The 23,911-nt window shown below is 43.8% G+C and carries 21 protein-coding genes; 13 read left to right on the forward strand and 8 right to left on the reverse strand.

What is annotated here, in order from left to right:
• Positions 1-68 precede the first annotated feature (68 nt).
• The 3 genes from F6K53_RS06985 (at position 69) to F6K53_RS45715 (ending at position 1,979) form a co-directional block, all read left to right on the forward strand.
• Positions 69-386: a hypothetical protein gene (locus F6K53_RS06985; protein ID WP_075900184.1), complete on the forward strand. Its 318-nt coding sequence runs from the start codon at positions 69-71 to the stop codon at positions 384-386.
• Between the two features lie 122 nt (positions 387-508).
• Entirely contained in the window at positions 509-1,354 is an 846-nt protein-coding gene (locus F6K53_RS06990; protein ID WP_293066110.1) for a YdcF family protein, read from the forward strand.
• Between the two features lie 151 nt (positions 1,355-1,505).
• Positions 1,506-1,979 carry a hypothetical protein gene (locus F6K53_RS45715; protein ID WP_366511328.1) on the forward strand — a complete coding sequence of 158 codons (474 nt, stop codon included), beginning with the start codon at positions 1,506-1,508 and terminating at the stop codon, positions 1,977-1,979.
• Positions 1,980-2,156: 177 nt separating this feature from the next.
• Here the strand turns inward: F6K53_RS45715 and F6K53_RS07000 are convergent, their stop codons facing one another.
• Together F6K53_RS07000 and F6K53_RS07005 are read right to left on the reverse strand one after the other, a co-directional pair.
• Entirely contained in the window at positions 2,157-2,384 is a 228-nt protein-coding gene (locus F6K53_RS07000; RefSeq protein ID WP_293023313.1) for a ferredoxin-thioredoxin reductase variable chain, read from the reverse strand.
• Between the two features lie 179 nt (positions 2,385-2,563).
• A complete protein-coding gene (locus tag F6K53_RS07005) occupies positions 2,564-4,558 on the reverse strand; it encodes a protein phosphatase 2C domain-containing protein (protein WP_293080224.1) in 1,995 nt (664 codons plus the stop codon).
• A 229-nt stretch (positions 4,559-4,787) separates the two neighbouring features.
• On the opposite strand from F6K53_RS07005, the gene F6K53_RS07010 reads away from it, so the two are divergent.
• On the forward strand, positions 4,788-5,219 hold the full coding sequence (locus F6K53_RS07010; protein WP_293023318.1) for an NfeD family protein: 432 nt from the start codon (positions 4,788-4,790) through the stop codon (positions 5,217-5,219).
• A gap of 318 nt (positions 5,220-5,537) precedes the next feature.
• Positions 5,538-6,530, forward strand: a complete 993-nt coding sequence (locus tag F6K53_RS07015) for an SPFH domain-containing protein (protein WP_293023320.1) — start codon at positions 5,538-5,540, stop codon at positions 6,528-6,530.
• A gap of 189 nt (positions 6,531-6,719) precedes the next feature.
• Here the strand turns inward: F6K53_RS07015 and F6K53_RS07020 are convergent, their stop codons facing one another.
• Both F6K53_RS07020 and F6K53_RS07025 read right to left on the reverse strand, forming a co-directional pair.
• Positions 6,720-6,932 (reverse strand): hypothetical protein, encoded by a 213-nt coding sequence (locus F6K53_RS07020; protein WP_293023322.1) that lies wholly within the window; start codon positions 6,930-6,932, stop codon positions 6,720-6,722.
• Positions 6,933-7,183: 251 nt separating this feature from the next.
• Positions 7,184-7,591 (reverse strand): transcriptional repressor, encoded by a 408-nt coding sequence (locus tag F6K53_RS07025; RefSeq protein WP_293023325.1) that lies wholly within the window; start codon positions 7,589-7,591, stop codon positions 7,184-7,186.
• A 302-nt stretch (positions 7,592-7,893) separates the two neighbouring features.
• Here F6K53_RS07025 and purS point away from each other — a divergent pair, with 302 nt between their 5' ends.
• The 7 genes from purS (at position 7,894) to arsC (ending at position 12,452) form a co-directional block, all read left to right on the forward strand.
• On the forward strand, positions 7,894-8,175 hold the full coding sequence (gene purS, locus F6K53_RS07030) for a phosphoribosylformylglycinamidine synthase subunit PurS (protein WP_293023328.1): 282 nt from the start codon (positions 7,894-7,896) through the stop codon (positions 8,173-8,175).
• Positions 8,172-8,867, forward strand: a complete 696-nt coding sequence (gene purQ, locus F6K53_RS07035; protein WP_293023330.1) for a phosphoribosylformylglycinamidine synthase subunit PurQ — start codon at positions 8,172-8,174, stop codon at positions 8,865-8,867. The genes purS and purQ overlap by 4 nt, the downstream gene beginning before the upstream one ends.
• A gap of 303 nt (positions 8,868-9,170) precedes the next feature.
• On the forward strand, positions 9,171-9,473 hold the full coding sequence (locus F6K53_RS07040) for an MSMEG_0570 family nitrogen starvation response protein (protein ID WP_293023332.1): 303 nt from the start codon (positions 9,171-9,173) through the stop codon (positions 9,471-9,473).
• 14 nt (positions 9,474-9,487) lie between these two features.
• Positions 9,488-9,625 carry a hypothetical protein gene (locus tag F6K53_RS07045; RefSeq protein ID WP_293023334.1) on the forward strand — a complete coding sequence of 46 codons (138 nt, stop codon included), beginning with the start codon at positions 9,488-9,490 and terminating at the stop codon, positions 9,623-9,625.
• 175 nt (positions 9,626-9,800) lie between these two features.
• Positions 9,801-11,057: an RNA-guided endonuclease IscB gene (gene iscB / locus F6K53_RS07050; protein WP_293023337.1), complete on the forward strand. Its 1,257-nt coding sequence runs from the start codon at positions 9,801-9,803 to the stop codon at positions 11,055-11,057.
• Positions 11,058-11,142: 85 nt separating this feature from the next.
• Entirely contained in the window at positions 11,143-11,859 is a 717-nt protein-coding gene (locus F6K53_RS07055) for an MIP/aquaporin family protein (protein WP_293023339.1), read from the forward strand.
• Positions 11,860-12,056: 197 nt separating this feature from the next.
• The gene (gene arsC / locus F6K53_RS07060; protein ID WP_293023341.1) at positions 12,057-12,452 is read left to right on the forward strand and encodes an arsenate reductase, glutathione/glutaredoxin type; all 396 of its coding nucleotides are present in this window, start codon (positions 12,057-12,059) and stop codon (positions 12,450-12,452) included.
• A gap of 44 nt (positions 12,453-12,496) precedes the next feature.
• Here arsC and coaBC read toward each other — a convergent pair whose 3' ends face one another.
• The 4 genes from coaBC to F6K53_RS07080 all read right to left on the reverse strand — a co-directional run bounded on the left by coaBC (position 12,497) and on the right by F6K53_RS07080 (position 22,142).
• Positions 12,497-13,741 carry a bifunctional phosphopantothenoylcysteine decarboxylase/phosphopantothenate--cysteine ligase CoaBC gene (gene coaBC / locus F6K53_RS07065; protein WP_293023343.1) on the reverse strand — a complete coding sequence of 415 codons (1,245 nt, stop codon included), beginning with the start codon at positions 13,739-13,741 and terminating at the stop codon, positions 12,497-12,499.
• Positions 13,738-13,950, reverse strand: coding sequence for a DUF2555 domain-containing protein (locus tag F6K53_RS07070; RefSeq protein WP_075900150.1), 213 nt, complete (start codon positions 13,948-13,950; stop codon positions 13,738-13,740). The genes coaBC and F6K53_RS07070 overlap by 4 nt, the downstream gene beginning before the upstream one ends.
• An 861-nt stretch (positions 13,951-14,811) precedes the next feature.
• Positions 14,812-16,107 carry a carboxyl-terminal processing protease CtpC gene (ctpC, locus tag F6K53_RS07075; protein ID WP_293023347.1) on the reverse strand — a complete coding sequence of 432 codons (1,296 nt, stop codon included), beginning with the start codon at positions 16,105-16,107 and terminating at the stop codon, positions 14,812-14,814.
• Between the two features lie 476 nt (positions 16,108-16,583).
• Entirely contained in the window at positions 16,584-22,142 is a 5,559-nt protein-coding gene (locus F6K53_RS07080) for a Bax inhibitor-1 family protein (protein WP_293080228.1), read from the reverse strand.
• Positions 22,143-23,102: 960 nt separating this feature from the next.
• Here F6K53_RS07080 and F6K53_RS07085 point away from each other — a divergent pair.
• Positions 23,103-23,885 carry an RNA polymerase sigma factor SigF gene (locus F6K53_RS07085; protein ID WP_293024862.1) on the forward strand — a complete coding sequence of 261 codons (783 nt, stop codon included), beginning with the start codon at positions 23,103-23,105 and terminating at the stop codon, positions 23,883-23,885.
• The last annotated feature ends 26 nt before the right edge of the window (positions 23,886-23,911 follow it).

The raw sequence follows: 23,911 nt of genomic DNA on the forward strand, positions 1-23,911 counted from the left end.
CCCTATAATCTATAACCTCTAACCTCTAACTTAGAAACAAAACAGCTACATACCTTATATTTAATCAGATGAACGGTAAGAAAGACGGTTTTTTAAGCGGGCTTCAAATTTTGGTGTTTTTTATCTTAGCCCTTGCCTTGCTGGGATACGACATCCAATTCAGCTTACTATTTGGTGGCATCGGCGCTTTAGCCGGTGGTTTGATAGTTGACTGGTGGCACCACCCAGACAAACCCAGGGACTTACAACCCCAGCAAGCAGAGTATCCCGAGGAAGGTACTTCTGACTTAACTGGCATCCGTTTAGCTGTACAGGAACGAAAAGTTAGAGAAAAGAGGCGCTCACAAGGGTTACTCAATCCTATTAGTAGATTTTTTAGACGTTAAGCAAGAGGAATTAGTTATTGCTATTGGTCAAAGGTAAATACCGAGATATTTAAGATAGATTAGTGGCAACTGCCACACCACTCTATGGAATAGATGTGGTTTGATCGTCACTAAAATCTAAAATGTTTATATTTATCTCAAAGCTATTGCCACTCTTTCTGTACCCCTTGGGCCTGGCTTGTGTGCTACTGGTAGTAGCTTTGGTAATGTCCTGGCGCAACCCTCGCTGGGTACCGATACCCGTGGCTTTGGCATTAATTGTGTTGTTGGTCTCAAGTAATACTTGGGTGACTAACAGCTTAATACGCTCCCTGGAGTGGCAATATCTTCCTACTTCAGAATTACCTGAGGCTGATGTGATCGTGATCTTGGGGGGAGCGACCAAACCGCCTTTTCCACCACGACCTACTCCAGAAGTGGATGAAGCAGGCGATCGCGTTCTCTATGGTGCTCAGCTATACCGTGAAGGGAAAGCTCCCTGGGTGATTCCTGCTGGTGGTCGGATTGTTTGGGGTTCCAGTAGTAATAACTCTAGCCAACGACTTTCTTCCCAAAGTGCTCAATCCTCACAACGGTTGGCCCCTGAATCAGAAGACATGGCACAGATTCTAGAAGACCTGGGTGTTCCAAGAGCCGCTATCATTCAAGAGTCTAGGTCTTTAAACACTCACCAAAATGCGGTCAATGTGCGGAAAATTTTGGATCAGCGGGATTTGCGCAAGGTATTATTAGTAACTTCGGCCATCCATATGCCTCGTTCTGTCCTGGTGTTCCGGCGTCAGGGTATTGATGTGATCCCAGCACCAACAGATTTTCTAGTGTCTCAATATGAACTGGATGAACCTAACAGTAGTAGTCAAGCTGCTTTGCTACATTCTCTGCCAAATGCTGATCAATTGTCTAGGATTACCCGTGCTATCAAGGAATACATTGGTATAGTCGCTTATCGCATTCGTGGTTGGGTATGACAAGATTATTATTGTTGCTGAAATATTAGGCTCTTCCGTACTTGTTATGCTAAATAAACACTTTGGCGAAGGGACTTCGGAGCAGGGAGCAGGGAGCAGGGGAAAGAGGCAGTATTTAGAAAATTTTGTTAATTAAATAGCCTCATAACCCTTGTACAGTAAGCTTTATGAGTTTTTTGAATTTAAATTTAGCATAGCAGGTAATGAAGAACCAAATATTATCCTTGATAATAGCTTTTATCATAGCTATGAGGTACACAGGATTTTTTCCCTCTTTCCTCTTCCCTTTTCCCTAATTTCTACTCCCTGTTCCCTGTTCCCTGTTCCCTGTTCCCTGCTCCCTAAAACCCATGAATTTGTACCTCATGAGTTTGAAAATAGCTATATTTTCCTAGTTACTATGCCAGAAGAATTCCAACGGATTGTCCCAGCACCACCACCAGCAGCCGATATGTTTGCCACTTACCAGCTAGCTTATGAGTTTAGCCAAGAAGTAGAGCATCGGCAAGAATTTGAAGACTATTGTCAGTGGTATTATTTGACAGCACAAAGCCATCGAGAGGAATTAGAAAAAATGCGTGGTGATATCAACCTTTTTGGTTGGTTCAGTCGCGGCAAGTCGTAGATTAGAATAAACGGATAGCTTATTATCTTAAAATATGGTTGAAAAAATTAAATTTAACACGGATAGTAATAGATATCAATAGATACAGTAATTATCTAACTTTTTCCTATCCGTGCCAACCTGTTTAAAAATCCCTATGATGGTTATTATGATTGCTATAGCTAATAATATAGCCGCCTAGGGGATAATTTCTAATTCATCTTCACGGAAGTGAACTTTTTTAAATTTTTTGTCAAACTTGACTTGTATTGGTAAATTGGCGCTCACGGGCCTACCTTGCCACTCAGAAATTATTCCGGTAACTTCCCCTTCGAGACCTTTAATATCAAAAGGTTTATTCTTGTGTTCGGGATGGGTATATACCACAACTGATTCTTTGACTCGGACGCGATCGCCAACTTTCATATAAGTAACTCTAACTATTATACGGACATCCCTTACCTAAGCTAGGGTTGGCTCAGGCAACCTAATTATTGTCTCACAGAGTGGGTTGTTTACATCTAGCTATCTGATGCCGATGATTCTTGCTTAAAATTATAATAGTGAATTATAATATTAAATTTATTCACGCGCTGGTTTCACCCTTAGTTATCTGGGAGCTCCTGCTCGGTAGGTGAAGACTCTGGTAGATTGGGATCCGGTGATGGTAAAAAGCGATCGCGCATTTTCTGGAAGCCCTCAGGAGCTAGTATCCATTGGGTAGTCAGTAAAATAGCACCAGCCCCAACAAGTATACCGACTACCCCCAGCAGCCCAAACACGGCTCTAATCCAATCCCGGTATGAGCGGGTGGTTTCGGGTTTATTGTCATTGGTTGTGGTTATTTCCGCTGGTACTGATGAAGTCAGAGCGGTTTGCTGCTCCAGATTAACCACCTGTAGTTCTTTTGAGCTAGACATGTCTCCCAAATTTAGCACTGTCGGATATTGGGGAGAGACAGCACAGTATGTTAGCACCACCGAAATGTCATCTTGACCATTATGTTGAAACGCCAGGTCAATTAAAGACTCAGCTGCCGATTCGACGGAAATTCGGTGGCTATTGACTTTTTGCGGTAAATCTCGACCAAATTTTTCAATCAAGTTGTTGTTGCTCAAGCCATCGGAACACAGCAGCAGCAAACCATCTTCTTCCACAATAAAGCGTCGCACAGTGGGACGAAGTAATTCAGCCTCCTTTGTCCCTAAGGCTTGAGTGAGTGCTTGTGCATCAGATCGCTGCAACGCTTGTCGATAAAGACTACGCCCAAGCTTCACCTCCCGAGTAGCCACATCATCATCTACAGTTAGCTGCTGGCAATAGTCGGGAGTAAGCCAGTAAGCACGACTATCTCCTACACTAGCGATATAGATTTCGTGACCATTGGTTTTCCCTTCTGGTGTATTCACCATTTGGGGAAGTTGTAGCGCTAAAGTTAAGGTAGTAGCCATGCGACGCCGGGATTCTCGTTCTTGTTGATCGTTGCGAGAAGAAATCATGTTATTAGCAACCCGGATAATTGCTGATAGATTCTCGGTTACGAGTTCTGGTGTCATCAGCTCCGGATCTTCGTTCAACTCAGCCAGTAATGCCCGAACCTGTAATTTAATCGACTGTAGTGCTAACTGGCTAGCAATTTCCCCCCCTTCGTGACCACCAATACCATCACAAATAATCGACAGGTGAGGAATCAAGGGGTCTTGGGGTTGCTCTGGGTCCTTAATCAAGTCAGCCTTAGTGGGATAGCAACTGTCTTCATTGTGGCTGTGACTTGAACCAGTTGCGGTGATACCAGCAATTTTTAACCGTAACGGCTGCTGAGCAGCTTGCTCAAGTAATAGGTGGTTAAGTTGGGATGCGATCGCACTTAAGGAGGGGTGTTCAGTTTGCAGGTGTTGGGCAATAGCTTGTAGCGGATCCGCTACAGACACTGAGGCTTTGCGACACCAAGCTTCCCAGCACTCTCCTAGCTGTTTAAGACTAGCATCCACAGAGGGTTCACTCACAGAAGTCGGTTCGGCAGGAGAGTCTCGGGAAACCAATGTATCAAATCCCCTATCCTCTAGACCATTAGACGGTACAACTGGTGATATACTCGTATCAGCCATGGTATCTTGATATAATTCCCGTAGTCGCAGCCGCCACCCTTCAACTCGCAAATTATTTGGTACTAACAGGCTAGAAGCCACACCCAATTCTGATAAGGGTATCCATAATTCCCAAATTTGCCAAAGCCAATAGACTTGACGCACTGCGGTAGCAGAAGTCCACATCGACTCCATTGAGGGATATAAGTTGCCATTGGCATCGATCGGGGCATTTTCTAGCAAAATGACCACATCTTGACCGGGTGTAGACAGGAAATTCCGTTGCTGTGGCAACTGGCATATCCCATAAACCTCTGGCACATGGAGGCAGTGGGGATACAAGCGTAGGTAAGGAAGAATATGGCCGTTGAGTTGTTCAGGAAAATCCGGTGGCAGTTCTGGCTGCATATCCTGCCAAATTTGCGGGGCAACTACCTGGTAGCGGTCTGCGACTTGTTCTCCAACTGGTAGCTCTACGGCAGCAGAACCCACTGCCCAAAGATAACGATCCACGGCTAATACCTATGAAGTTAATTTACGGCTATACGGTCAAATTCTAGACGGCTGAGATAAATTAGAAGAGGGGTTGTTTGAGCTTTTCAACATTTTCTATCAAAGTTGTCTAGTAAATTAAAGAAAATTAAAATAACTCAGCAACCTATATCTTTGTCTGACGTCAGACAAAATAAAGTAGAGTTACCTGCAACTACTCACCCCATACCCCGTATATTATGATGAGCCGATGGTAAGTTCCTCGATGCTTTGGCTAATTGCCGGGTCAATGCTGTGCTTAGTCGAGCTGTTTGTGCCAACAGCGTTTGTTGCTTTCATGATGGGCATCAGTGCTTTGGTGGTAGGATTTGTGATCTCGATTTTGCCCATACCTTATACCCTACAAGTGGGGTTATGGTTGCTGCTTTCCACTGCCTCAGTCTTTTTATCCCGTCGCCTGATGCCCCCTGCCAGAGTGGGCAAAAATTTGGATGCGATGGAAGCTCAAACCTTGACAGAAATTCTGCCAGGGCAAACTGGGCGGGTACTCTATGAAGGCAACTCATGGCGTGCCCGTTGTGAAGACTATGCAGATGCGATCGCATCCAACCAAAAGGTCTACGTAGTGCGCAGGGAAGGCACTACCCTGATTGTTGTGCCTCATCACCTATTGCATGACTGAAGCTGATCGACCATGGGTGCTCTACCAGGTTCAGGGGATAGTGATGGGTTAATGGGGTGATGGAGTAATAGAGTCAACGTTAGATCTATTAGTCCCCCTAGTTACTAGTTGTTGGGAGTCTCCCTGCTCACCGGGTCCAGTATTTTTTGACAAAAGATACGTGGAACAGTCAGGTTGGACAGAGGGTCATAAAGTCAGCTTCAAGCACTTGAGAATCAGACTAAATCAGTCTAAATTAAGTTTTCTGCCCTTCCCCACCCATCCGCTCCCCCTCTAACAACAAATTTGTAAAACACTACCCGAAAGGGAGGAAAGAGCGTGTCACAGTGGTTTTTGCTTGTCTTTTTAGCTTTGGGCGGTTCAGGTCTTCTCGGTTCCGTCAAGATTATTAATCAAGGAAACCAAGCCTTAGTGGAACGATTGGGAAAATATAGTGGCAAAAAACTCGAACCTGGGCTCAACTTTGTCATTCCCGTGATTGAGCAAGTGGTTTACCAGCAAACCATTCGGGAAAAAGTCCTTGATGTGCCACCTCAGCCTTGTATCACCTCCGACAATGTTTCCATTACCGTTGACGCTGTGGTTTACTGGCGGATCATGGATATGGAGAAAGCTTACTATAAGGTTGAAGACCTGCGCTCCGCCATGCAGAACTTGGTGCTAACCCAGATTCGAGCCGAAATGGGGAAACTGGAACTGGATCAAACCTTTACCGCTCGCTCTCAAATCAATGAAACCCTACTGCGGGAATTAGACATTTCCACTGATCCTTGGGGGGTTAAAGTCACGCGGGTGGAACTGCGGGACATTGTGCCGTCTCAGGCAGTGCAGGACTCAATGGAGTTGCAGATGTCAGCAGAACGCCGCAAACGGGCGGCAATTTTGACCTCTGAAGGGGAACGAGAATCTGCGGTTAACACTGCCAGAGGTAAGGCCGAGGCACTAGAGTTAGATGCTGGAGCCCGTAAAAAAGCTGCGATTATGGACGCTGAAGCTCAACAACAGGCAATAGTTCTCAAAGCTCAGGCAGAACGACAGCAGCAGGTTCTCAAGGCACAAGCCACTGCTGAGGCTCTGAAAATTGTGGCTAAGACTCTTGATAATGACCCCAATGCTCGTGATGCTCTCCAGTTTTTACTGGCTCAGAATTATATCGATATGGGTATGCAAGTTGGCACTAGCGAGAGTAGTAAAGTTATGTTTATGGATCCTCGCAGCATTCCGGCAACCATTGAAGGGATGCGTTCGATTGTCGGTGATGGCGACAAGGTTAACCCTAATTCCCTAGGTATGAATGTGAATCAAAGGTGAAGTTCAGCTTCAATTAGCCATACCTAGACGGGTATCACCGTTTAGGTGGGGCTTATGTCTTAAACTAAAAAATCTTCCCATCAAGCAAACCCAGAGCTGTTAAGACAGCCAAGGGATATAGGAATCTATTGAAAGCGGTTTTAGCCAAAGCAGTTTGAACCCGTTGGCAGTAGGATAACCAAAGGATACCTATATCCCTTGAGAAAGTTGCTTGGAACAGAACATCTCACGAGATTCTTGCTTAACATTACCATTCATCACAGCTAGCTGCAGTTTCATGAAGGCATTTAAGTCTTCCAGTGGATATTTTCTAGTTAGAAGCTGCCGTAGCTTATCTTCTTCTGTTACACTCAAATAGCCAGTTTTGAGCGCTTTTTGTACAACTTCCCTGATATTAGCCATAACACAAGCACCTATTAAAATTAGTTAGCACTTTGGAGGCTGAAAGCCGTGCAAAAGCCAATTGAGACTATCCCTCTAAAGTGCTTATCACCATTTTTTAACCTTTTTATGATGTAGACGACACTTAAGTTCTGTGCAATTTTCCATTGTACATTGTACTCGGATCGTGTCTTTGGCTAGCTAAGCCGCTAAGCCAGCATCACCAAGCTTCTGTTAGCACGGCTGTATTAGGTGATTGTGGTATTATATCATTATGGCTCTTGAGATTCTGTAGCCTTAGTTACAGAACACTGTTCACATAATCCGAAAAACTCCAAGGTATGGTAAAAAATCGTGAATTGATAAGAATCTTGCAACTTCTTCTGTAATTGAGGTATGGGACATTCTTCCATGGGAATAGACATGTCACAATTGAGACAAGTGAGGTGATGTTGATCATTTTGTACACCACTGTAGAGGGATTCTCCACTACCAAGAGTCCGGACTTGCACCATTCCTTCTAGTTTTAAAGCATCCAAAGCGCGGTAAACTGTAGCTAAACCCATAGATTGCTTACGTTTGCGCAGCTCTACATAAAGATCTTGGGCCGACATAGCCCGATTCAAGCTTGTGAGCAGTTTCAGAATTCGCTCTTGGGAGCGGGTGCGTTGGCCTTTCATTAATCTTTCTTTAATATCCTATTTTTTTGATGTTAATCGTGCTTGTTGGTTCAAACTGTAAAGAAGGATGAATGATCAACGGATCATCAGCAATAGTGAGCGCGGCTGTGCCCAAATCCCAGGATTAGGCTAGGGCTGGTTACACGCTGTGGCAGCTAAAAAAAATACTAGCTGAAAAAATACTAGCTCAAAAAATATTGCTCAGTAACCTATCAGTAACCTAATTGATAGAATTTTTTAATCCTTGATCGTTCATCCTTGATATTATATCCATTATCATTATATATTGAAAGGGGAGAGTTGTGATTAACAAATATCAGGCTTATATTTATGTTACACTTAGAAACTCGGTATTGGATCCAGCCGGTGTAGCTGTTGAGTCAGGACTGAAGCAGCTAGGCTACGAGAGTGTAGAACAGGTGCGTATTGGTAAATATATCGAACTTAGCCTGAGTGCTGCTAATGAAGATATGGCGCAAGAGCAATTGAATCAGATCTGTGACCAGCTGTTAGCCAACCCAGTTATTGAAAATTATCGCTTTGAATTGGTTGAGATGTCAGCACAACTAGGAGTGGAAGCATGAAATTTGGGGTGGTGGTCTTTCCTGGGTCAAACTGCGATCGCGATTTGGCCTATGTTACAACTAGCTTACTCCAATGTCCAACCAGGATGGTTTGGCATCAAGAAACCGATATTTCTGACTTAGATGTGGTGGTACTCCCTGGGGGCTTTAGCTATGGGGATTACCTGCGCTGTGGCGCAATTGCCCGGTTTTCTCCAGTCATGCCAATGGTGGTAGACCATGCTAAACAGGGTAAATTTGTCCTAGGCATTTGTAATGGTTTCCAGATGCTGACGGAAATGGGGCTGTTACCAGGGGCATTAGTCAGAAATCGGGACTTACATTTTATTTGCGATCGCGTTCCAGTTAAAGTAGAGCGCACTGATTTACATTGGACTACAGCTTATCACCCAGGAGAAATTATAAGTCTACCTATTGCCCATGGTGAAGGGCGCTACTACGCTGATGCTGAAACTCTCAAAGCTCTCGAAGATAATGGTCAGGTATTGTTTCGTTACGCTACTGTTTCAGGAGAGATAGAGACAACAGGTAATCCCAATGGTTCCCTGAATAACATTGCCGGAATTTGTGATACCACTGGCAAAATTTTGGGTATGATGCCCCATCCAGAACGAGCAGCTGATCCGATGTTAGGCAATATCGATGGGATGAGATTGTTTCAGAGTTTGTTAAAGACTTTTGAAGATTGCTAGTGTTATCGATACCACTAATTACCGATAATCGCGACCGCTACATGGGTTCCCTAAACCTTATCTGTCTGCAATAGATTGCAATTATACGGGATCTGGTTGACTGATAAATATTGCCATAAACTGAAGTTTATACTTTTTGTAAATCTGATTAAAATTAGTGGCTGTTAATGCTCGAAAGAGTATTTTAAAAAGTATAAAGAAGCAGAGGTTAGTCGTTGAGTGGACAGCGAGTGTTTGTTAAAATTTATCGTTATAATTAGTAAAATAAAAAAATATAAATATAAAATCGAATAAGATAAAAAAATGCCTGAAACTAACTTTCAAATTGAATGGCCTGATGGTAATCAAGAACTTTGCTATTCCCCTTCTCTAGTGGTCAAGAAATATTTTAATGCTGAGCAAGACTATTCCCTTTCGGAATTTGTGGCACTATCTCGGACTGCGCTTCAGGATGGTAGTGATCGCGTCAAAGCTCAATTTGGTTTCTCTTGTAGCAAAGCACTAGGACAACTGAAGATAATAGAAGACAAAGCGAAAAAGTATAGTAATCTATCTGAACCAAAAGTGCGATTACTTAAATTTATCGATGTCCAACCCACAGAATAATTCAATAAAAATTGATGCAAGCCACTTCTCCTCCAGACTCCACTACTATCCTCGCTGGCTTCCATGCTCTTTCCGATCCCCTGCGCCTGGCAGTGATTGAGCTACTCTTCGTTAAAGCCTGGCAATTCCCGGTAAACTCTGGGATTGCCTAGCGAAGATGCAGACTAAGGATTAGTTTCCTACGTTGGTCTGGTCAGGATACCCGAGGGTGACCTCCAGCTCCCGGCTCTATCGCTAACTATTAAGAAAAGGCAAAATGTGTGGTTAGCATGACAAGCCATTCCAACATTGTCGAGGAACACATTACCGAATTGAGTTGCACTAATCATGCAGAATTACGTATTCGTTATTGACACAAACAAGCAACCATTAAACCCTATTCCACCAAAGAAAGCTCGCCGGTTATTAAACAAAGGTAAGGCTGCCGTTTTTAGGATGTACCCGTTCACAATCATCTTAAAGACTGCGATCAATAATCCAACCATCTCACCTTGTCAAATAAAGATTGACCCTGGTAGTAAGGTAACTGGATTTGCCCTAGTCCAAAACAACCAAGTTATTTGGGGAATGGAATTAGAGCACAGAGGAGGATTAATTAAGAAAAAACTAGAGTCTAGAAGCGCTGTAAGGCGTAGGAGACGTAACCGCAACACCCGCTACAGGAAACCCAGATTCCTTAACCGTAAGCGTCCAGAGGGATGGCTTCCACCTAGTCTAGAACACAGGATTTTGACTATTCAGACTTGGGTAAAACGATTGATTAAATTCTGCCCAGTCAATGAGATTTGGGTCGAAAGGGTTAAGTTTGACACCCAAAAAATGCAAAATCCTGAAATCAGTGGCATTCAGTACCAGCAAGGAGAGTTAGCCGGATATGAGGTTAGAGAGTACTTACTTGAAAAATGGGGAAGAGAATGCACTTACTGTGGTAAGCAATCCGTTCCATTGCAAATCGAACACATTCACCCAAGGTCACTTGGTGGAAGCGATCGCGTAAGTAATCTTTGTTTGGCTTGTAAAAAGTGTAATCAACGCAAAGGTAACAAGCCTATAGAAGACTTCTTAAAAAAGAAGCCAAGTCTACTGCAAAAAATCAAATCTAAAGCTAAGCAGCCATTAAAAGATGCAACAGCAGTAAATGCAACTCGGAACAAGTTAGTTAAGGTACTTCAATTAATCAAGGTTGTGGTCACCGGAACGGGAGCGCAAACCAAATACAACCGGACTAGATTAGAACTACCTAAGCAGCACTGGATTGATGCCGCTTGTGTTGGGGATATTGAGACCTTAGTGTTGAGAACCTCTCAGCCGCTGTTAGTCACTTGCAAGGGACCCGGAGGGAGACAGAAAGCAGCACTTAACAAATACGGTTACCCCATCAGACACAATCCATTAAAACCAATCAAAGGCTGGGTTACTGGGGACATAGCCCAGCATCCTCTACTAGGAATAGGCAAAGTCACCCCTAGAAGCAAAGGAAGCTTTGGATTTACCCCGTTAGGAACCAAGGGCTACAAAAGTTGCAAACCTCAAGATATATCGGCAATATACCGAAAAGATGGATACACTTATAGCTTTTGCTAGTATCTGCCGAGATTTACCAGGGAATAGTTGTCCTGGAAGTTCCTGTTAAATCCTCCTGCTGTGGCTAAATTTAGATCACCATTAAATGAGAATCCGCAAACTGATACCCAAACAAACTCTCTGGTCCTTAATATCCCATTGCTGGCGAGAGGCAGTAACTGAGGGCATGGCTACATTTATCCTAGTCTTTGTTGGCACTGGTGCTGTCATGGTGAATCACATCACTAGGGGAGCCTTAACTCATCTGGGCGTCAGTTTTGTTTTTGGAGCAGTGGTCGCTGCTTTAATCTATGCCACAGGACATATTAGCGATGCCCATATTAACCCAGCTGTGACTCTTGCTTTTTGGGCTAGTGGCTTTTTTCCCGCTCGCAAGGTGTTACCTTATATCCTGGCTCAATGCATTGGTGCGATCGCTGCTTCAACATTACTGTTGCTGACACTGGGGTATGTTGCTGAGCTCGGGGCAACTCTGCCTCTACAAGGGAACTGGTTTCAATCCTTAGTGCTGGAAGTAGTACTCACCTTTATCTTAATGTTTGTGATCTTAGGCTCTGGTCTCGACCGCCGTGCTCCCATTGGCTTTGCTGGTTTGGCTATTGGCTTAACCGTAGCATTAGAAGCAGCTTGCTTCGGACCAATTACCGGTGCCAGCATGAATCCAGCCCGTTCATTAGGGCCAGCCTTAGTAGCTGGGATTTGGCAACATCAATGGATTTATTGGGTTGCCCCAATTGTAGGAGCGCAATTAGCCGTGATTGCTTATCGGCAACTTTCCCATGGATTTCGGGATATTCAGTAAAAGCATAGCTAAGCTAAAACGCATTTAAAATGGGTTTTAGCAAGGCAATAGGCAATAGGCAATAGGCAATAGGCAATAGGCAATAGGCAAAAGAGGAGTGGATTCTATTTTTTTTAGTTAATTTCAATAATATACAGTTTAAATGTATAAAATTTAAGCTAAAAACTAACAAATAACAACTAACAAAAAAAATAACTATGAAACAAATCATGTTTGTTTGTAAAAGAAATTCCTGCCGCTCTCAAATGGCAGAGGGGTTTGCTAGAACCTTAGGACAAGGAAAGATTTCTGTTACTAGTTCTGGACTAGAAGCAAGTCGAGTTCATCCTACGGCAATTCAAGTCATGGATGAAATTAATATAGATATTACTGACCAGACCTCTAATCCTTTAAACGATTTCAAGGCTGAAGACTATGATGCTGTATTTTCCTTGTGCGGCTGTGGTGTTAATTTACCAGAAGCCTGGGTATTACGAGATGTGTTTGAAGATTGGCAGCTCGATGATCCTGATGGGCAACCACTAGAGACGTTTCGCCGTGTCCGAGATGAAATTAAAGAACGAGTAGCTAAGTTAGTGGAAACCTTGAGCTAATTAGTTGGTTTACGGTTAATTTCAAGGACTTATAAACAGCCTATTTATCTAGTAATTATTTGATACTTTACATTACTATTACCTTCCGGAGGATTTTGGATAAAATCAAATAAATGGTGAGCTAACTCTAATTTAGTGCAGCGATTAATCTGTTGATGGCGTCCTCTGTTATCAATCAAAATTGCTTGGTTGGTATCACTGCCAAAACCAGCATTTGGTTTGTCAACTGGGTTAGCTACGATGGCATCCAATCGTTTCTTGTTTAATTTTTGTAACGCAGGCTTGATAATATCTCCAGTTTGTGCAGCAAATCCAACTAAGTACTGATTGGGCTGTTTCAGTCGTCCCAATTCAGCTAGGATATCTGGCACTGGTTTTAAAGGTAGAGCAGCAGGAAGTCCATGCTTCGGTATCTTCATCTCCTGGTAGATTCCAGGGGTTATATCTGCTACTGCTGCTGCCATCACAATCAAATCAGCATTGGCAAAATCTGCTAGCATCGCCCGATGCATCTCAGTAGCACTCACTACTGGAATTGTCCGGATACCCATCGGTGCTTCCCAAGTAGCTGGTCCATGAACTAGGGTGACAATTGCTCCCCTATTTCTGGCAGCTTGGGCTAGGGCTAGTCCCATCTTGCCTGTGGCAGGATTCCCGATAAAGCGTACTGGATCTATATATTCCCGAGTGCCACCAGTACTGATTAAGACTTGTTTACCGGTTAAGTCTCGTTTGCCACCAGTGTACAGCAGGGATTGGATAGAGGCGATTATCTCCTCTGGTTCTGCCATCCGTCCTGCACCAATGCGATCGCATGCTAACCGTCCTGCTGTTGGACCAACACTATGATACCTGGGGTCACTTAACAGCTGTTGCCAATTTCGTTGCACTGACTGCTGCTTCCACATATCTGTATTCATCGCTGGTGCCAACAAAATAGGGCAACTAGACGCTAGAACCGTATTGGTTAGTAAGTTATCGGCTAAACCATAAGCCAACTTACCTAGGGTATTAGCCGTCAGAGGAGCAATCACCAATACTTCTGCCCATTCCCCTAATTCAATATGCACCGGGCGTTCGTGCTTTGCTTGCCAGAATACGTTGTCCGTATAAGCTGGATAGCGAGAGAGGGTACTAAGAGTCAAAGGAGTGATAAATTTTTCAGCTCCCTGGGTTAGAATTACCCTTACTTCAGCAACCCCCTTAAATAGGGTAGAAACAACCTCACAAACTTTATAGGCAGCGATGCCCCCACATACACCAATTAAAACTTTTCTACCCTTATTCACGCCTCGTCGTAAGCTTCCATGTCCAGTAAGTAGATATAGGGTTCTGCTAACTCTGGACGCTGAAAGGCCAGTGCCCGCAGCAGATGCCAATCTTTGAGTCCTTCAAATGCGCCAGAGTAATCATCCAGCTCTAGACGTGCAGCCAACTTGGCAACGTCCTCTGCACTGAGAGCTGAAAGGTCACGTTGGGAAATGGTCGTAGTTGCCATTGCTCACGCCTCTCTTACTTAGCTTTTTTGTTAACAGTTGTACGTCTTCGACAACTTTACTTCTATTATCCCTATTTAGTGACACGACTGAGTATATATCATACCAGCTTTAGCGTGAAGTATTCGTAAATTTTTTATCAGTTTTTAGGGGTCATTTGTATGGAGGCTTACTATAGAAATATCACTTATTCATAAACGAACTATTATTAGTTGGTTATATTTATTCAGTTTAAAAGCCCTGGCTCTGATTAGGTGGCACAGATTTTTGGCAATAGCGATCGCTCTTCCCAAGTGCTCCGCAGTCTCCAGCAGTTGTATTCAACTCGACTAGTGCTGATCGTTGGTTCATTAGAGATTTAGCATGCTACGTCTCTACTTTTTCGTCACTAAGGAAATTTAAAGGAGATTTATCTGACGGGTAACCGGGCTAGGATCCTCATGATTTGGTAATTATTCTGACTTGTGGTACAAAAAAAACGGTCTCAATTATCAAAAAGACCGCTTAATCCAAAAAATGCTGACTCAATGTATAGTAAGTCCGGAATAGCAAAATTTTTATCGGGATAAACTACTTGGAAAGCCCGATCACTTACCAAGTCTATCACTACTACATGGACTTAGAACATCATACTTTGCTTGAAAGGGAAAGGGGAAGGTTAACCTCATATCAGTAAGATATCTTAACTTAATTACATTTTAACTTATAACCATATTGCGTTTGGCAATTACCAATTACTCGTTACCAATTACTCGTTACCAATTAACAATTATCAATTAGAAATAGTTGGGAGAATTGCTAACATAAAATCTCCCATCTCTTGCCACATTCGACCCACTCTCAATCAGTGAAAGGTTTAAGGCTTAACGAGCTTTACCTTCTGCCCTTGAGCCTTGTTTGGCAGCAATTTCCTGCATCAAAATCTGAAACGCTTTGGCATACTGAGCATCTTCCAAGGTGCCAACTTTTTCACGATTTTTCTGCAAGTCTTTACGCTGTTCATCCGAAAGCTCAAACACAATATCTGGTTCAATTCCGGACTTATTGATATCGCGACCACTAGGGGTAAGGTACTTAGCAATGGTTACTGCCAGACCTGAGCCATCTCCAAGCCCTCGCACGGATTGGACTAAGCCCTTACCAAAAGTCTTAGTTCCTACCAAGATGGCACGTTGATTGTCTTGTAAAGCACCCGAAAGAATTTCGCTAGCACTGGCTGAACCACCATCCACCAGTACCACTAATGGTTTATCGGTCAGAGAGCGATTAATTGCTTTCTGGTATTCGGCTTTGCCGATGCGGTTAACTGTTGAGACAATCGTACCGGAATCAAACCACATCCTAGCAATTTCAATGCTGGCATAAAGTAGCCCACCAGGGTTAGAGCGGAGATCTAAAACATAGCCACTCACCTTCTGATCTTCTAACTTTCGGATTGCTTCGCCCATCTCCTTGGCCGCGTTAGCACTAAATTGAGAAAGGCGAATGTAGCCGATGCCATAACCATCTGAAGTTTCCCGATAGCTATACTTTACAGGGTGGATTTCAATCCTAGCTCGTGTGATCGGATAGTCCACTACCTTTTGGCCTCGCTGAATGGTCAAAGTCACGGAAGTTCCTGGCTTGCCTCGAATCAGTTGAACTGCATCGTTGACATCCATACCTTCGGTACTCTTGCCATCAATTTTGATAATGATATCCTTTGCCAGGATTCCCGCTTTAAAAGCTGGGGTATCCTCAATTGGGGAAATCACCATCAACTTTTTTGTTTCCTCATCCAGGGCAATCTGAATACCTACACCAGTTAATTCCCCAGATGTATCAATCTGCATATTCTTGAACTCTTCTGGATCCATAAACCGGGTGTAAGGATCGTCCAAGGGCTCTAGCATTTCCCGGATTGCCTTGTAGGCTTGTTCCTTGCTGCTGTAAGAGCGATTCAGATAATCTTGGCGAACTTCTTCCCAATCAACCTGGTTGAAGGTAGCATCTACATACCTGCGGTTAATAATTTGCCAAACTTCATCAACTAGCTCCTTAGGACTCTCGCGAAAGAAAGCCTGACTTTGAGATAGATGAAGACCAGCTCCTGTAACTGCTACAGTTGTTAGGACTACTGCTGTCGCACCAAGAACCAGGCCACGTTTTGTAATTACCATAATCCTTTCGCTTAAGGTCGGGAAACTAATGCAAAGGAGCTAAGCTAAATCTAACGAACGGGGATGTCAGACAGCTCCTATGCAAATCAATCTGAGACTGACACCCCCTTGTTCAATTTTGGGTAGTATAACCCTGGTAATATACCCCTATGGCTATAGCCTTTTAGGGGTCATCTATGTTGTTGATTAGGGTCGTGAGGATATTATTTATCCATACTAACCTCATTAGCTAATCACGCCATCATACCACCACACCACACCACCATAATCCCATCTAGCTAGGATTTCAAGAAATAACCTATCCTGACTAAGGATAAGGAAGCTGGGGGTATCAGTCCCATATTATTAATTTTCCTCCCACCCAACTTCCCCTCCGGAAAATTATTGTGGTCATTGGTTTTCATCGTTAGTTGTTCAATGATTACCTATTCACTATTTCCCAGTCTAACATTACCGCAAAGGACTTACTGATTATTCTATTTCATATGGCTGTTTGTGATCAGCTGACAGAGTTGGCGATCGCTTTCTCTGACTTCTGGGTTGTTTTGGAGATAATTTCTGAGCCAGTGGCAGCTTTTATCTAGCAGATCGTCTAAATTCAAATTCCAAATTGCCACTGTAGCATCTTCACTAGCCACTGCCAAAGCTGTTCCATCATGGCTCCAGCTAAGATTTGTGACGCGATGCTCACCAGCTTTCAAGGTTTTGATCAGGGTGTCGTCGAAGCGCCATAGCTGAACCTGGTTGTCCCAGCTGCTGGTTGCCAAAATTTTGCCCTTGGGGCTAAAATGGACTTTCGCCACACTATCAGTATGGCCTTTGAGGGTTGATTGTAAGGTGCCATCTTTGCGCCAGAGTTTCACTGTGTTATCATAGCTTGCTGTTGCTAAGAACTTGTTGTCGGGTGAGAAGCTGAGATCCAAAACCCAATTGTGATGACCTGGTAGTGTTTTCAGAAGTTTCCCATCAGCACTCCACAGCTTTACAGTTTTATCATCACTGGCCGATGCCAATCGCTGACTATCCTGGCTAAACTTAACTGCATTAACCCGCTCACTATGACCAGTCAGGGTATTAATCAATTTACCAGTGCGATCCCAAATTTTTACTGTCCTGTCCCGACTGGCAGACGCGAGGCGCTTCGAGTCAGGACTAAAACTAACATTCAATACCCAGTCCTGATGTCCCTTTATTGTCTTAATCAAAGTACCGCTACGATGCCACAGTTTCACGGTGCCATCTCGACTACCGGAGGCAATTAGCTCACCATCAGGACTGAAACTGATGCTATAGACGAGATCATGATGCCCTTTCAAGGTGTGGAGCAGCTTACCGTTGCGATCCCAAAGCTTAACAGTTCTGTCATTACTAGCTGTCGCAATCTGTTGAGAGTCTGGAGAAAAGGTGACATCCTGTACATCATCCTGATGTCCTCTTAAAATTACGTGAGACTGATTAATACTACTCCAGAGCTTGATAGTTTTATCGTGGCTGGCTGAAGCCAGAATCAGTTGGTCAGTTTGAGGGTTGGATGGTTGTAGAGGAATATGGGACTTGCTGTAAGCTAGGTTGTTTTGAGAACTAAAAGGTTTAGTAGGACTGAAACTGACACCACTAACCCCATCGCTGTGTCCCTTAAACGTGTTTATTAAAGTGCCTTCACGGTTCCATAGCCGCACTGTATTATCATCACTGGCAGAGGCAATCAGTTGACCATCAGCACTGAAAGAAACACCATTAACCCATCGCTGGTGCTTGGGAAAGGTTTTGATTAGCTTGCCATTGGCACTCCACAACCTGACCGTTTGATCATCGCTAGCGGAGGCAATTAACTGACTATCTGGACTAAATACTACACAATTCACCTGAGCGCTATGTCCTCTAAGAGTATTTAGCAATTTTCCCGTTTGACTCCACAACTTAATGGTGTTATCCGCACTAGCAGAAGCAATGATCTTGCCATCTCCACTAAAGCTTACCGACCGCACTACACCCCGGTGACCGGAAAAGGTTTTAATTAATTTGCCATCAACGGTCCATAATCGAATTTTCTTATCTTTGCCAGCCGCAGCCATCATCTGGCCATCTCGACTAAAACTGACACTGTATATATGACCAGCATTAGTGGTAATTGTTCTGACTAGCTGGCCAGTTTGACGCCATAGTCTGACTGTGCCATCCCAGCTACTAGAGGCAATTAACTGACTATCTGGACTAAACGATACGCTGGTTACACTATCTTGATGACCTTCTAGGGTTTGGATTAACTTGCCATCAGGATGCCACAGTTTTACCGTTTTATCGCGGCTGGTGGAGGCAATAAACTGACCATCTGGGGAAAAACTGATGCTCGAAACAATATCACTATGTCCTTCCAGTCGATTGTGTTCGGAAACTGAATAAACTGCCTGGGACAGAGCTGTGATTACTTGTAGACGGGTATCTGCATCTACTGTTCGAGATGGTAGATATTGCTGCTCTTCCTGCTGTAGTTTTTTTGCGGCTCTTAACCCTTCGAGCAAAGCATCAAAGGTTTTATTAGACACGAAAAGAGCTTCTGAAGAGGCACTCAGCGCACTAAGCATAGCATTGATTCGTTGAGCTTCGGCTCGCCATCTCAAGCCACCATTGGTCACTGCTAAAAGTGCCATCACTGTGCTAATGGCAATGGCACGCAGTCGTTGTTTACGAACCCGCAACAGTTGACTCTCACTTTGTTTTAGCCGTACTCTAATATTAGATTGGGTACGTTGCTTATATTTTTGACGAATCGGTAGAACTAGATAATCATGAATTAGCTGATATCGGTTTTGTGGTGTTTCTGGCACTCGGAAGACTAAACCAGAACCTACCAAAATTTCCAAAATCAAGGGGATTTGAGTTAGTTTGGCGTTGTTACCATTGGAGACTGCTAACTCAGCTTGGGTTTTTAACGGACGGGTACCTCGTTGATCGGTTAAGGAAAATAAAACCTCCCAGACGGCATCTTCATTCTCTGGCCCACAATCATAGATAATTTGGGAAAGCGATCGCTCGATTAGAACTGTCTTGGGGTCATTTCCCAAAGCTCGGTATCCTTCAAGGGTAGTAATTTTTTCCGCTTGTAGCTGAGCACCCACGACTTGTAACTCAATTAAGCGCACCACTCCGGTATTGGTGACTAAATCCTTTACCAGTGCTTCGATTAGAGCAGGTTCTAACTTAAACTGAGATACTGCTGTTAAGGAGTGAATAACGTTTTTGGCATTCTCTGGGGACAGATCACCTAAGTGATAACGCAGCTTCTGATCTAGGATATTGTTGTTAATGACACTGAGATCCTTAAAGCGCTCAAACTCTAACAAGTAATGTAGATAATCTTCTCGCATAGACAAGATTATTTTTACAAAGGGGAGATTGAGAGCCTGGGCTAAAAAATTATAAAACTGATGTCGTTGCTCTAAGTCGGTGGCAAGGAAAAAAAATTCTTCAAACTGGTCAAAAATCAGGACGGTTAATAAGTTATGCTGGGAACACCGATACAACTTATCGAGAATTGGTTTAAGGATTAAAGGTTGTTCACCGCAGGCGTTGGAGTCGGGTAAGTTGTTAGCCGTAGGCGTTCCCTTCGGGTAGATTGTTCGCCGTAGGGGTTCCCTTCCGGTAGGTTGAACGGTTGAAGGTGAAAGGTTGGCATCTTTAAACTTGAAGACTACTGTACTTGCTAATTCAAGGTCTAGACGTTTTTCCAGCTCACCGAGCCAATTCCTGTAAACGGTTTGCACCACCGTCAAGGTTTGTCTAGCACCAATAATTCTGGAGCTAAGTGCAGGAACTAAACCAGCATTAATCAGGGAACTCTTGCCAACGCCGGAAGTCCCGTGAATCACGGTTAGTTTGTGGTCATTGCGGCTAATGCGTTCGAGCAGGCCGTTGACATCGGTTTGACGTCCAGCTGCTGCGATTTCTAGGGCTGATGGACAAAAACCTTTCTTGGTAATCGTTGCGTCAGTTTCTCGACTTGGCCCGACACTCTGTAAGGGAGCCATACCAGCAAAGGTAGAAAACCTAAACTGTTGTTCTATCAAGCGTTTTTGTTGCTTAAGTTCAAACCCTCGTTGGTATGCTTTTTGCTCGAAATAGAGCGATCGCAATTCCTCCAACAGCTCCATGAACAGTTGAGGCTGCTGCTGTAGAGGGTTGGGCTCGATAGTTTTGAGGTTTATAGCTTGTTCAAGATAATTAATGGCAGATTTTGGCTTGCCCAGCTGACGCACAGATCTAGCAGCTAGCAGCAGATAGGAACCTCGGTGGCAAAGGTTTTTAGCGTTGAGAGTTGGCTGAGATGTCTCCAGAGTGCGCACAGCTGTGAGGGCTAAGTCTATAGCATGGTTCCAATTCGATTGCTCATAGGCAACTGTTGCCAAAAAGCCATAGGCTCGAGAGAGCTGAACTGGATTATCTTGAGTGTGAGGTTGTGCCAGAAACGCTAGCGCTAAAGCTTCTAATTCTGTCCAATGTTCCAGGTGTTGTAGGACTTCTCCCAATTTTATGGTCAACTGAGCCACCAAGTCCAAGCGTCCTGTTTTAGTAAACAGGTCAATGGCAGTACAGAAGTTTTTCTGGGCTTGCTCCCACTGATGGCAACCGATGGAGCCTTGCAACTGGGCTTGACGGCAATAGCACAAGCCGATGTGATGGAACACTAAACCAAGCCGTTCTAAACCTGAAGGGGTGAGGGGGGGATCACATAAGGGGGGTATTGAGTGTTTAGTTTGTCCGAGAGGTTGATCAAAACATGTAGCTGTGTCCCTTGTGCCCTCTTTTCTCTTCCTAGAAGCTTTACCTTGGATAGTTGTACATACTTTTACCGGTTTAAGGTTTTTATAATAGTGTTGCTCTGAATGGGGAGCCTCACTGCCCAAGCAGCCGCCCCATTCTCCTATATCCTGCTGCCAACAATTTAGACTCTGCTGATAATGCTCCAAGGCCAGATTAATCTGGTCATTTTCAAAGGCATCTCGCCCTAGAATAAAATGCTTGGTAGCTAGTAGGACAGAATCTACGCTGATATCATGAGATTGCAAATCCTGTAATGCCGACTCAAATTCTTGGCGTCGGGGGCAATCGGGAGCCAAAGAAAGCACCTTGTTGGGCAAAAACTCTCCCAAGTCTCTAGCGAAAATATTGCCAAAGATTTCATCTGCCGTTCTGTAACATAAAGCGAGTAATTGGTCAATGGTAAGTTCAAACCGAATCGAGGTAGTAGCCCAATTTTTAAAATAAGGAGCAAGCCTGATCAACTTTTGAAGTCCCTGGTCAGTTACCCATACCACTAAAGGACAGGTTAAGCATTTGGGCAATTCATCTCGCACCTGGTTAGCCGAAAGTAGTACCTGGTTGATGGCATCAACTGACTCTAGACCCGATACCATTAGGGCAGATGTTGTCCCATACTGTTGGGTGCTAAAGATATTACTAAATAGAGTTTGACTAGACTTGTTAAGAACTAGCTCACCATAGGTGAGCTCTGTGATTTCTCGGACGTACTCCCATATTTGCTTCCTAAATAACTCGTAGTTGCATCGCACCAAAATCAGTGCAAATTCTCCTTGGGAGAACATTATTGCCCGGGATAGGGTTAATAGAGAGCGAGCACTGTATGGGGCTAGTGTTTCTGGGGGATTTTGCTGCTTCATGTCACTAACCTTTTGACCCCTACTGGTAGAAATTACNAATATTAAGCCACTGAGGGTGTAGCCGGACAAGAGACTGTAAGTAGCTAGAAGAGGCAAAGCTACAGTGTTGTTTCCGTTCTCAGCCACACCACGGGCAACGAAGAAAAGAATAAGTTCGGCAATTAGGGCAAGCCAGATGGTGGTCATAAATAGCCCTGGGTTGCTTGAAATCACTCCCAGACCACCATAGACACCTAGTGCAGTTAAGACTAGTCCACCACCCAGGAAGGGCAGGGCGTTAGCAATAACATTCGGACCAACTAGGGCTCGACCTTGAGATTCACGAATTGCTTGACGAAAGTTACTGGTACTACTCATGAGATTTTAGTCAAGAATTTTCTGGATAAAGTATCAGGATTGATTGATAACTACTCCTATTTTGAACCATATCCGCAATCTTGTGGCAGGACGGAAAACCGACTTGCCTAGTACTCCGTCCAAATTTAATTGAGGGGTAAACTATACTTTTTCCGAATACCTAATACCTAACAGCGTAAGCATTCAGCCGTCAGCGGTCAGCCGTGAGGTAAAAGCTCACGCTACTTGAGGTGCTTATTTTATTCAAAGATAGCGTAAGCATTCAGCCGTCAGCGGTCAGCGGTCAGCGGTCAGCCGTCAGCCTTGGCCACGCTACGCGAATGGCTGATACTTGAGGTGCTGATAGCAGCTTGTCGGGTGGGCAAAAACAGTTTGGTTCTTTTGAGTATTCGAGATTATACTACTTTGCCCACCCTACTTTAATTGGTCTGATAGCTTGTAGGGTGGGCAAAAACAGTTTGCTTGTTTTGAGTATTCGAGATTATACTACTTTGCCCACCCTACTTTAATTGGTCTGATAGCTGATAGCTGATAGCTGATAGCTGATAGCTGATAGCTGATAGCTGAATGCTTACCTAACACCTAATACCTAACACCTAATACCTAACACCTAATACCTAATATCTAATACCATTAACCTTGCCCTAACCCTCAAAACTAAATTGACAGAGTACTAGTTGCCACTTTTTGCTAGTTGCCACTTTTTGCTAGTTGCCACTTGCGCGTCATTAGGTTATATATTATACCAAATTGAAGACGGTATAGGAATTTATCACTATCTTGGCCTTGGCGTTTAAATTTGCGTGATTGTACAGAGAAAACAAAAACGGTAGTTTGTTTTTTCAGTAAAAAGACCATAGTAGCAAAGATAATCTCTACAGACAATGAGTTGAAGAAGATTAATTGCTTAGGCTAAGCCTCGTGTCGTAAATAGGTTTCCACTTCTGGGATATTTTGAGAATGGCTATTGGGTCTGTTGGTTTTCAAGGAATGGAACTTCTGATTGCGTACTACCGAAATCCATCAATTCAACTTCGCAATCAGATAGTAAGATTAAATGCTGGGTTAGTGAGGAAGATTGCTCATATAGTCAGCCAGAAGTGTGCTGAACCTTATGAAGACCTCGAGCAAATGGGTTACATCGGCTTGATTCGTGCTATTGAGCGGTTCGACCCCCATCAAGGTTGTGCATTCAGTTCCTTAGCAGTGCCTTACATTCGCGGTGAGATGCTACATTTCTTGCGCGACAGGGGTTCTCTGGTCAAGATTCCTCGCCGATGGCAGGAACTGCAGCAGGCAGGGAAAAGAGTCAGCAAAAACTTAGCAACTAACTTGGGACGCTTCCCCAGAGATGAAGAAATTGCTAAGGCTTTGGATGTATCACTGCAAGAGTGGCAGGAAAGTAAGTTGGCAGTTCAAAATCGTTTGCCTTTAAGTTTGGATGCCACGGTTTCTCAGAAGGTCGATCAACCCATGACTTTAGGAGAGACTCTACCGGATTACTATGAAGAAAATTTACACTATTGGGAAGAAGACCGACAACAGCTCCACGGTGCCTTGAGTCAGCTAGAAGATAAAACTCAGGCAGCTATAGAGTTTGTTTTCTTACGAGAACTCCCCCGCAAGGAGGCAGCTAAACGAATTGGAGTGAGTCCGATGACAGTGACGCGGCATGTCAAAAGAGGACTTCAAGAGTTGGTTACCCTGATGAAATCTCAAGCATCGGAGCGTCTGGCAAGTTAGGAAGAATTAATTCTTAATTCTTAATT

Origin of the sequence: Moorena sp. SIO4A1 (assembly GCF_010672065.1) — a bacterium.
Classification (GTDB): domain Bacteria; phylum Cyanobacteriota; class Cyanobacteriia; order Cyanobacteriales; family Coleofasciculaceae; genus Moorena.

What these genes read in the sequence shown, in the direction of transcription:
- F6K53_RS06985 (WP_075900184.1), top strand. Translation starts at nt 69, where the DNA reads ATGAACGGTAAGAAAGACGGTTTTTTAAGCGGGCTTCAAATTTTGGTG.
- F6K53_RS06990 (WP_293066110.1), top strand. Translation starts at nt 509, where the DNA reads ATGTTTATATTTATCTCAAAGCTATTGCCACTCTTTCTGTACCCCTTG.
- F6K53_RS07000 (WP_293023313.1), bottom strand. Translation starts at nt 2,384, where the DNA reads ATGAAAGTTGGCGATCGCGTCCGAGTCAAAGAATCAGTTGTGGTATAT.
- F6K53_RS07010 (WP_293023318.1), top strand. Translation starts at nt 4,788, where the DNA reads ATGGTAAGTTCCTCGATGCTTTGGCTAATTGCCGGGTCAATGCTGTGC.
- F6K53_RS07020 (WP_293023322.1), bottom strand. Translation starts at nt 6,932, where the DNA reads ATGGCTAATATCAGGGAAGTTGTACAAAAAGCGCTCAAAACTGGCTAT.
- F6K53_RS07025 (WP_293023325.1), bottom strand. Translation starts at nt 7,591, where the DNA reads ATGAAAGGCCAACGCACCCGCTCCCAAGAGCGAATTCTGAAACTGCTC.
- purQ (WP_293023330.1), top strand. Translation starts at nt 8,172, where the DNA reads ATGAAATTTGGGGTGGTGGTCTTTCCTGGGTCAAACTGCGATCGCGAT.
- F6K53_RS07040 (WP_293023332.1), top strand. Translation starts at nt 9,171, where the DNA reads ATGCCTGAAACTAACTTTCAAATTGAATGGCCTGATGGTAATCAAGAA.
- F6K53_RS07045 (WP_293023334.1), top strand. Translation starts at nt 9,488, where the DNA reads ATGCAAGCCACTTCTCCTCCAGACTCCACTACTATCCTCGCTGGCTTC.
- iscB (WP_293023337.1), top strand. Translation starts at nt 9,801, where the DNA reads ATGCAGAATTACGTATTCGTTATTGACACAAACAAGCAACCATTAAAC.
- F6K53_RS07055 (WP_293023339.1), top strand. Translation starts at nt 11,143, where the DNA reads ATGAGAATCCGCAAACTGATACCCAAACAAACTCTCTGGTCCTTAATA.
- arsC (WP_293023341.1), top strand. Translation starts at nt 12,057, where the DNA reads ATGAAACAAATCATGTTTGTTTGTAAAAGAAATTCCTGCCGCTCTCAA.
- F6K53_RS07070 (WP_075900150.1), bottom strand. Translation starts at nt 13,950, where the DNA reads ATGGCAACTACGACCATTTCCCAACGTGACCTTTCAGCTCTCAGTGCA.
- ctpC (WP_293023347.1), bottom strand. Translation starts at nt 16,107, where the DNA reads ATGGTAATTACAAAACGTGGCCTGGTTCTTGGTGCGACAGCAGTAGTC.
- F6K53_RS07085 (WP_293024862.1), top strand. Translation starts at nt 23,103, where the DNA reads ATGGCTATTGGGTCTGTTGGTTTTCAAGGAATGGAACTTCTGATTGCG.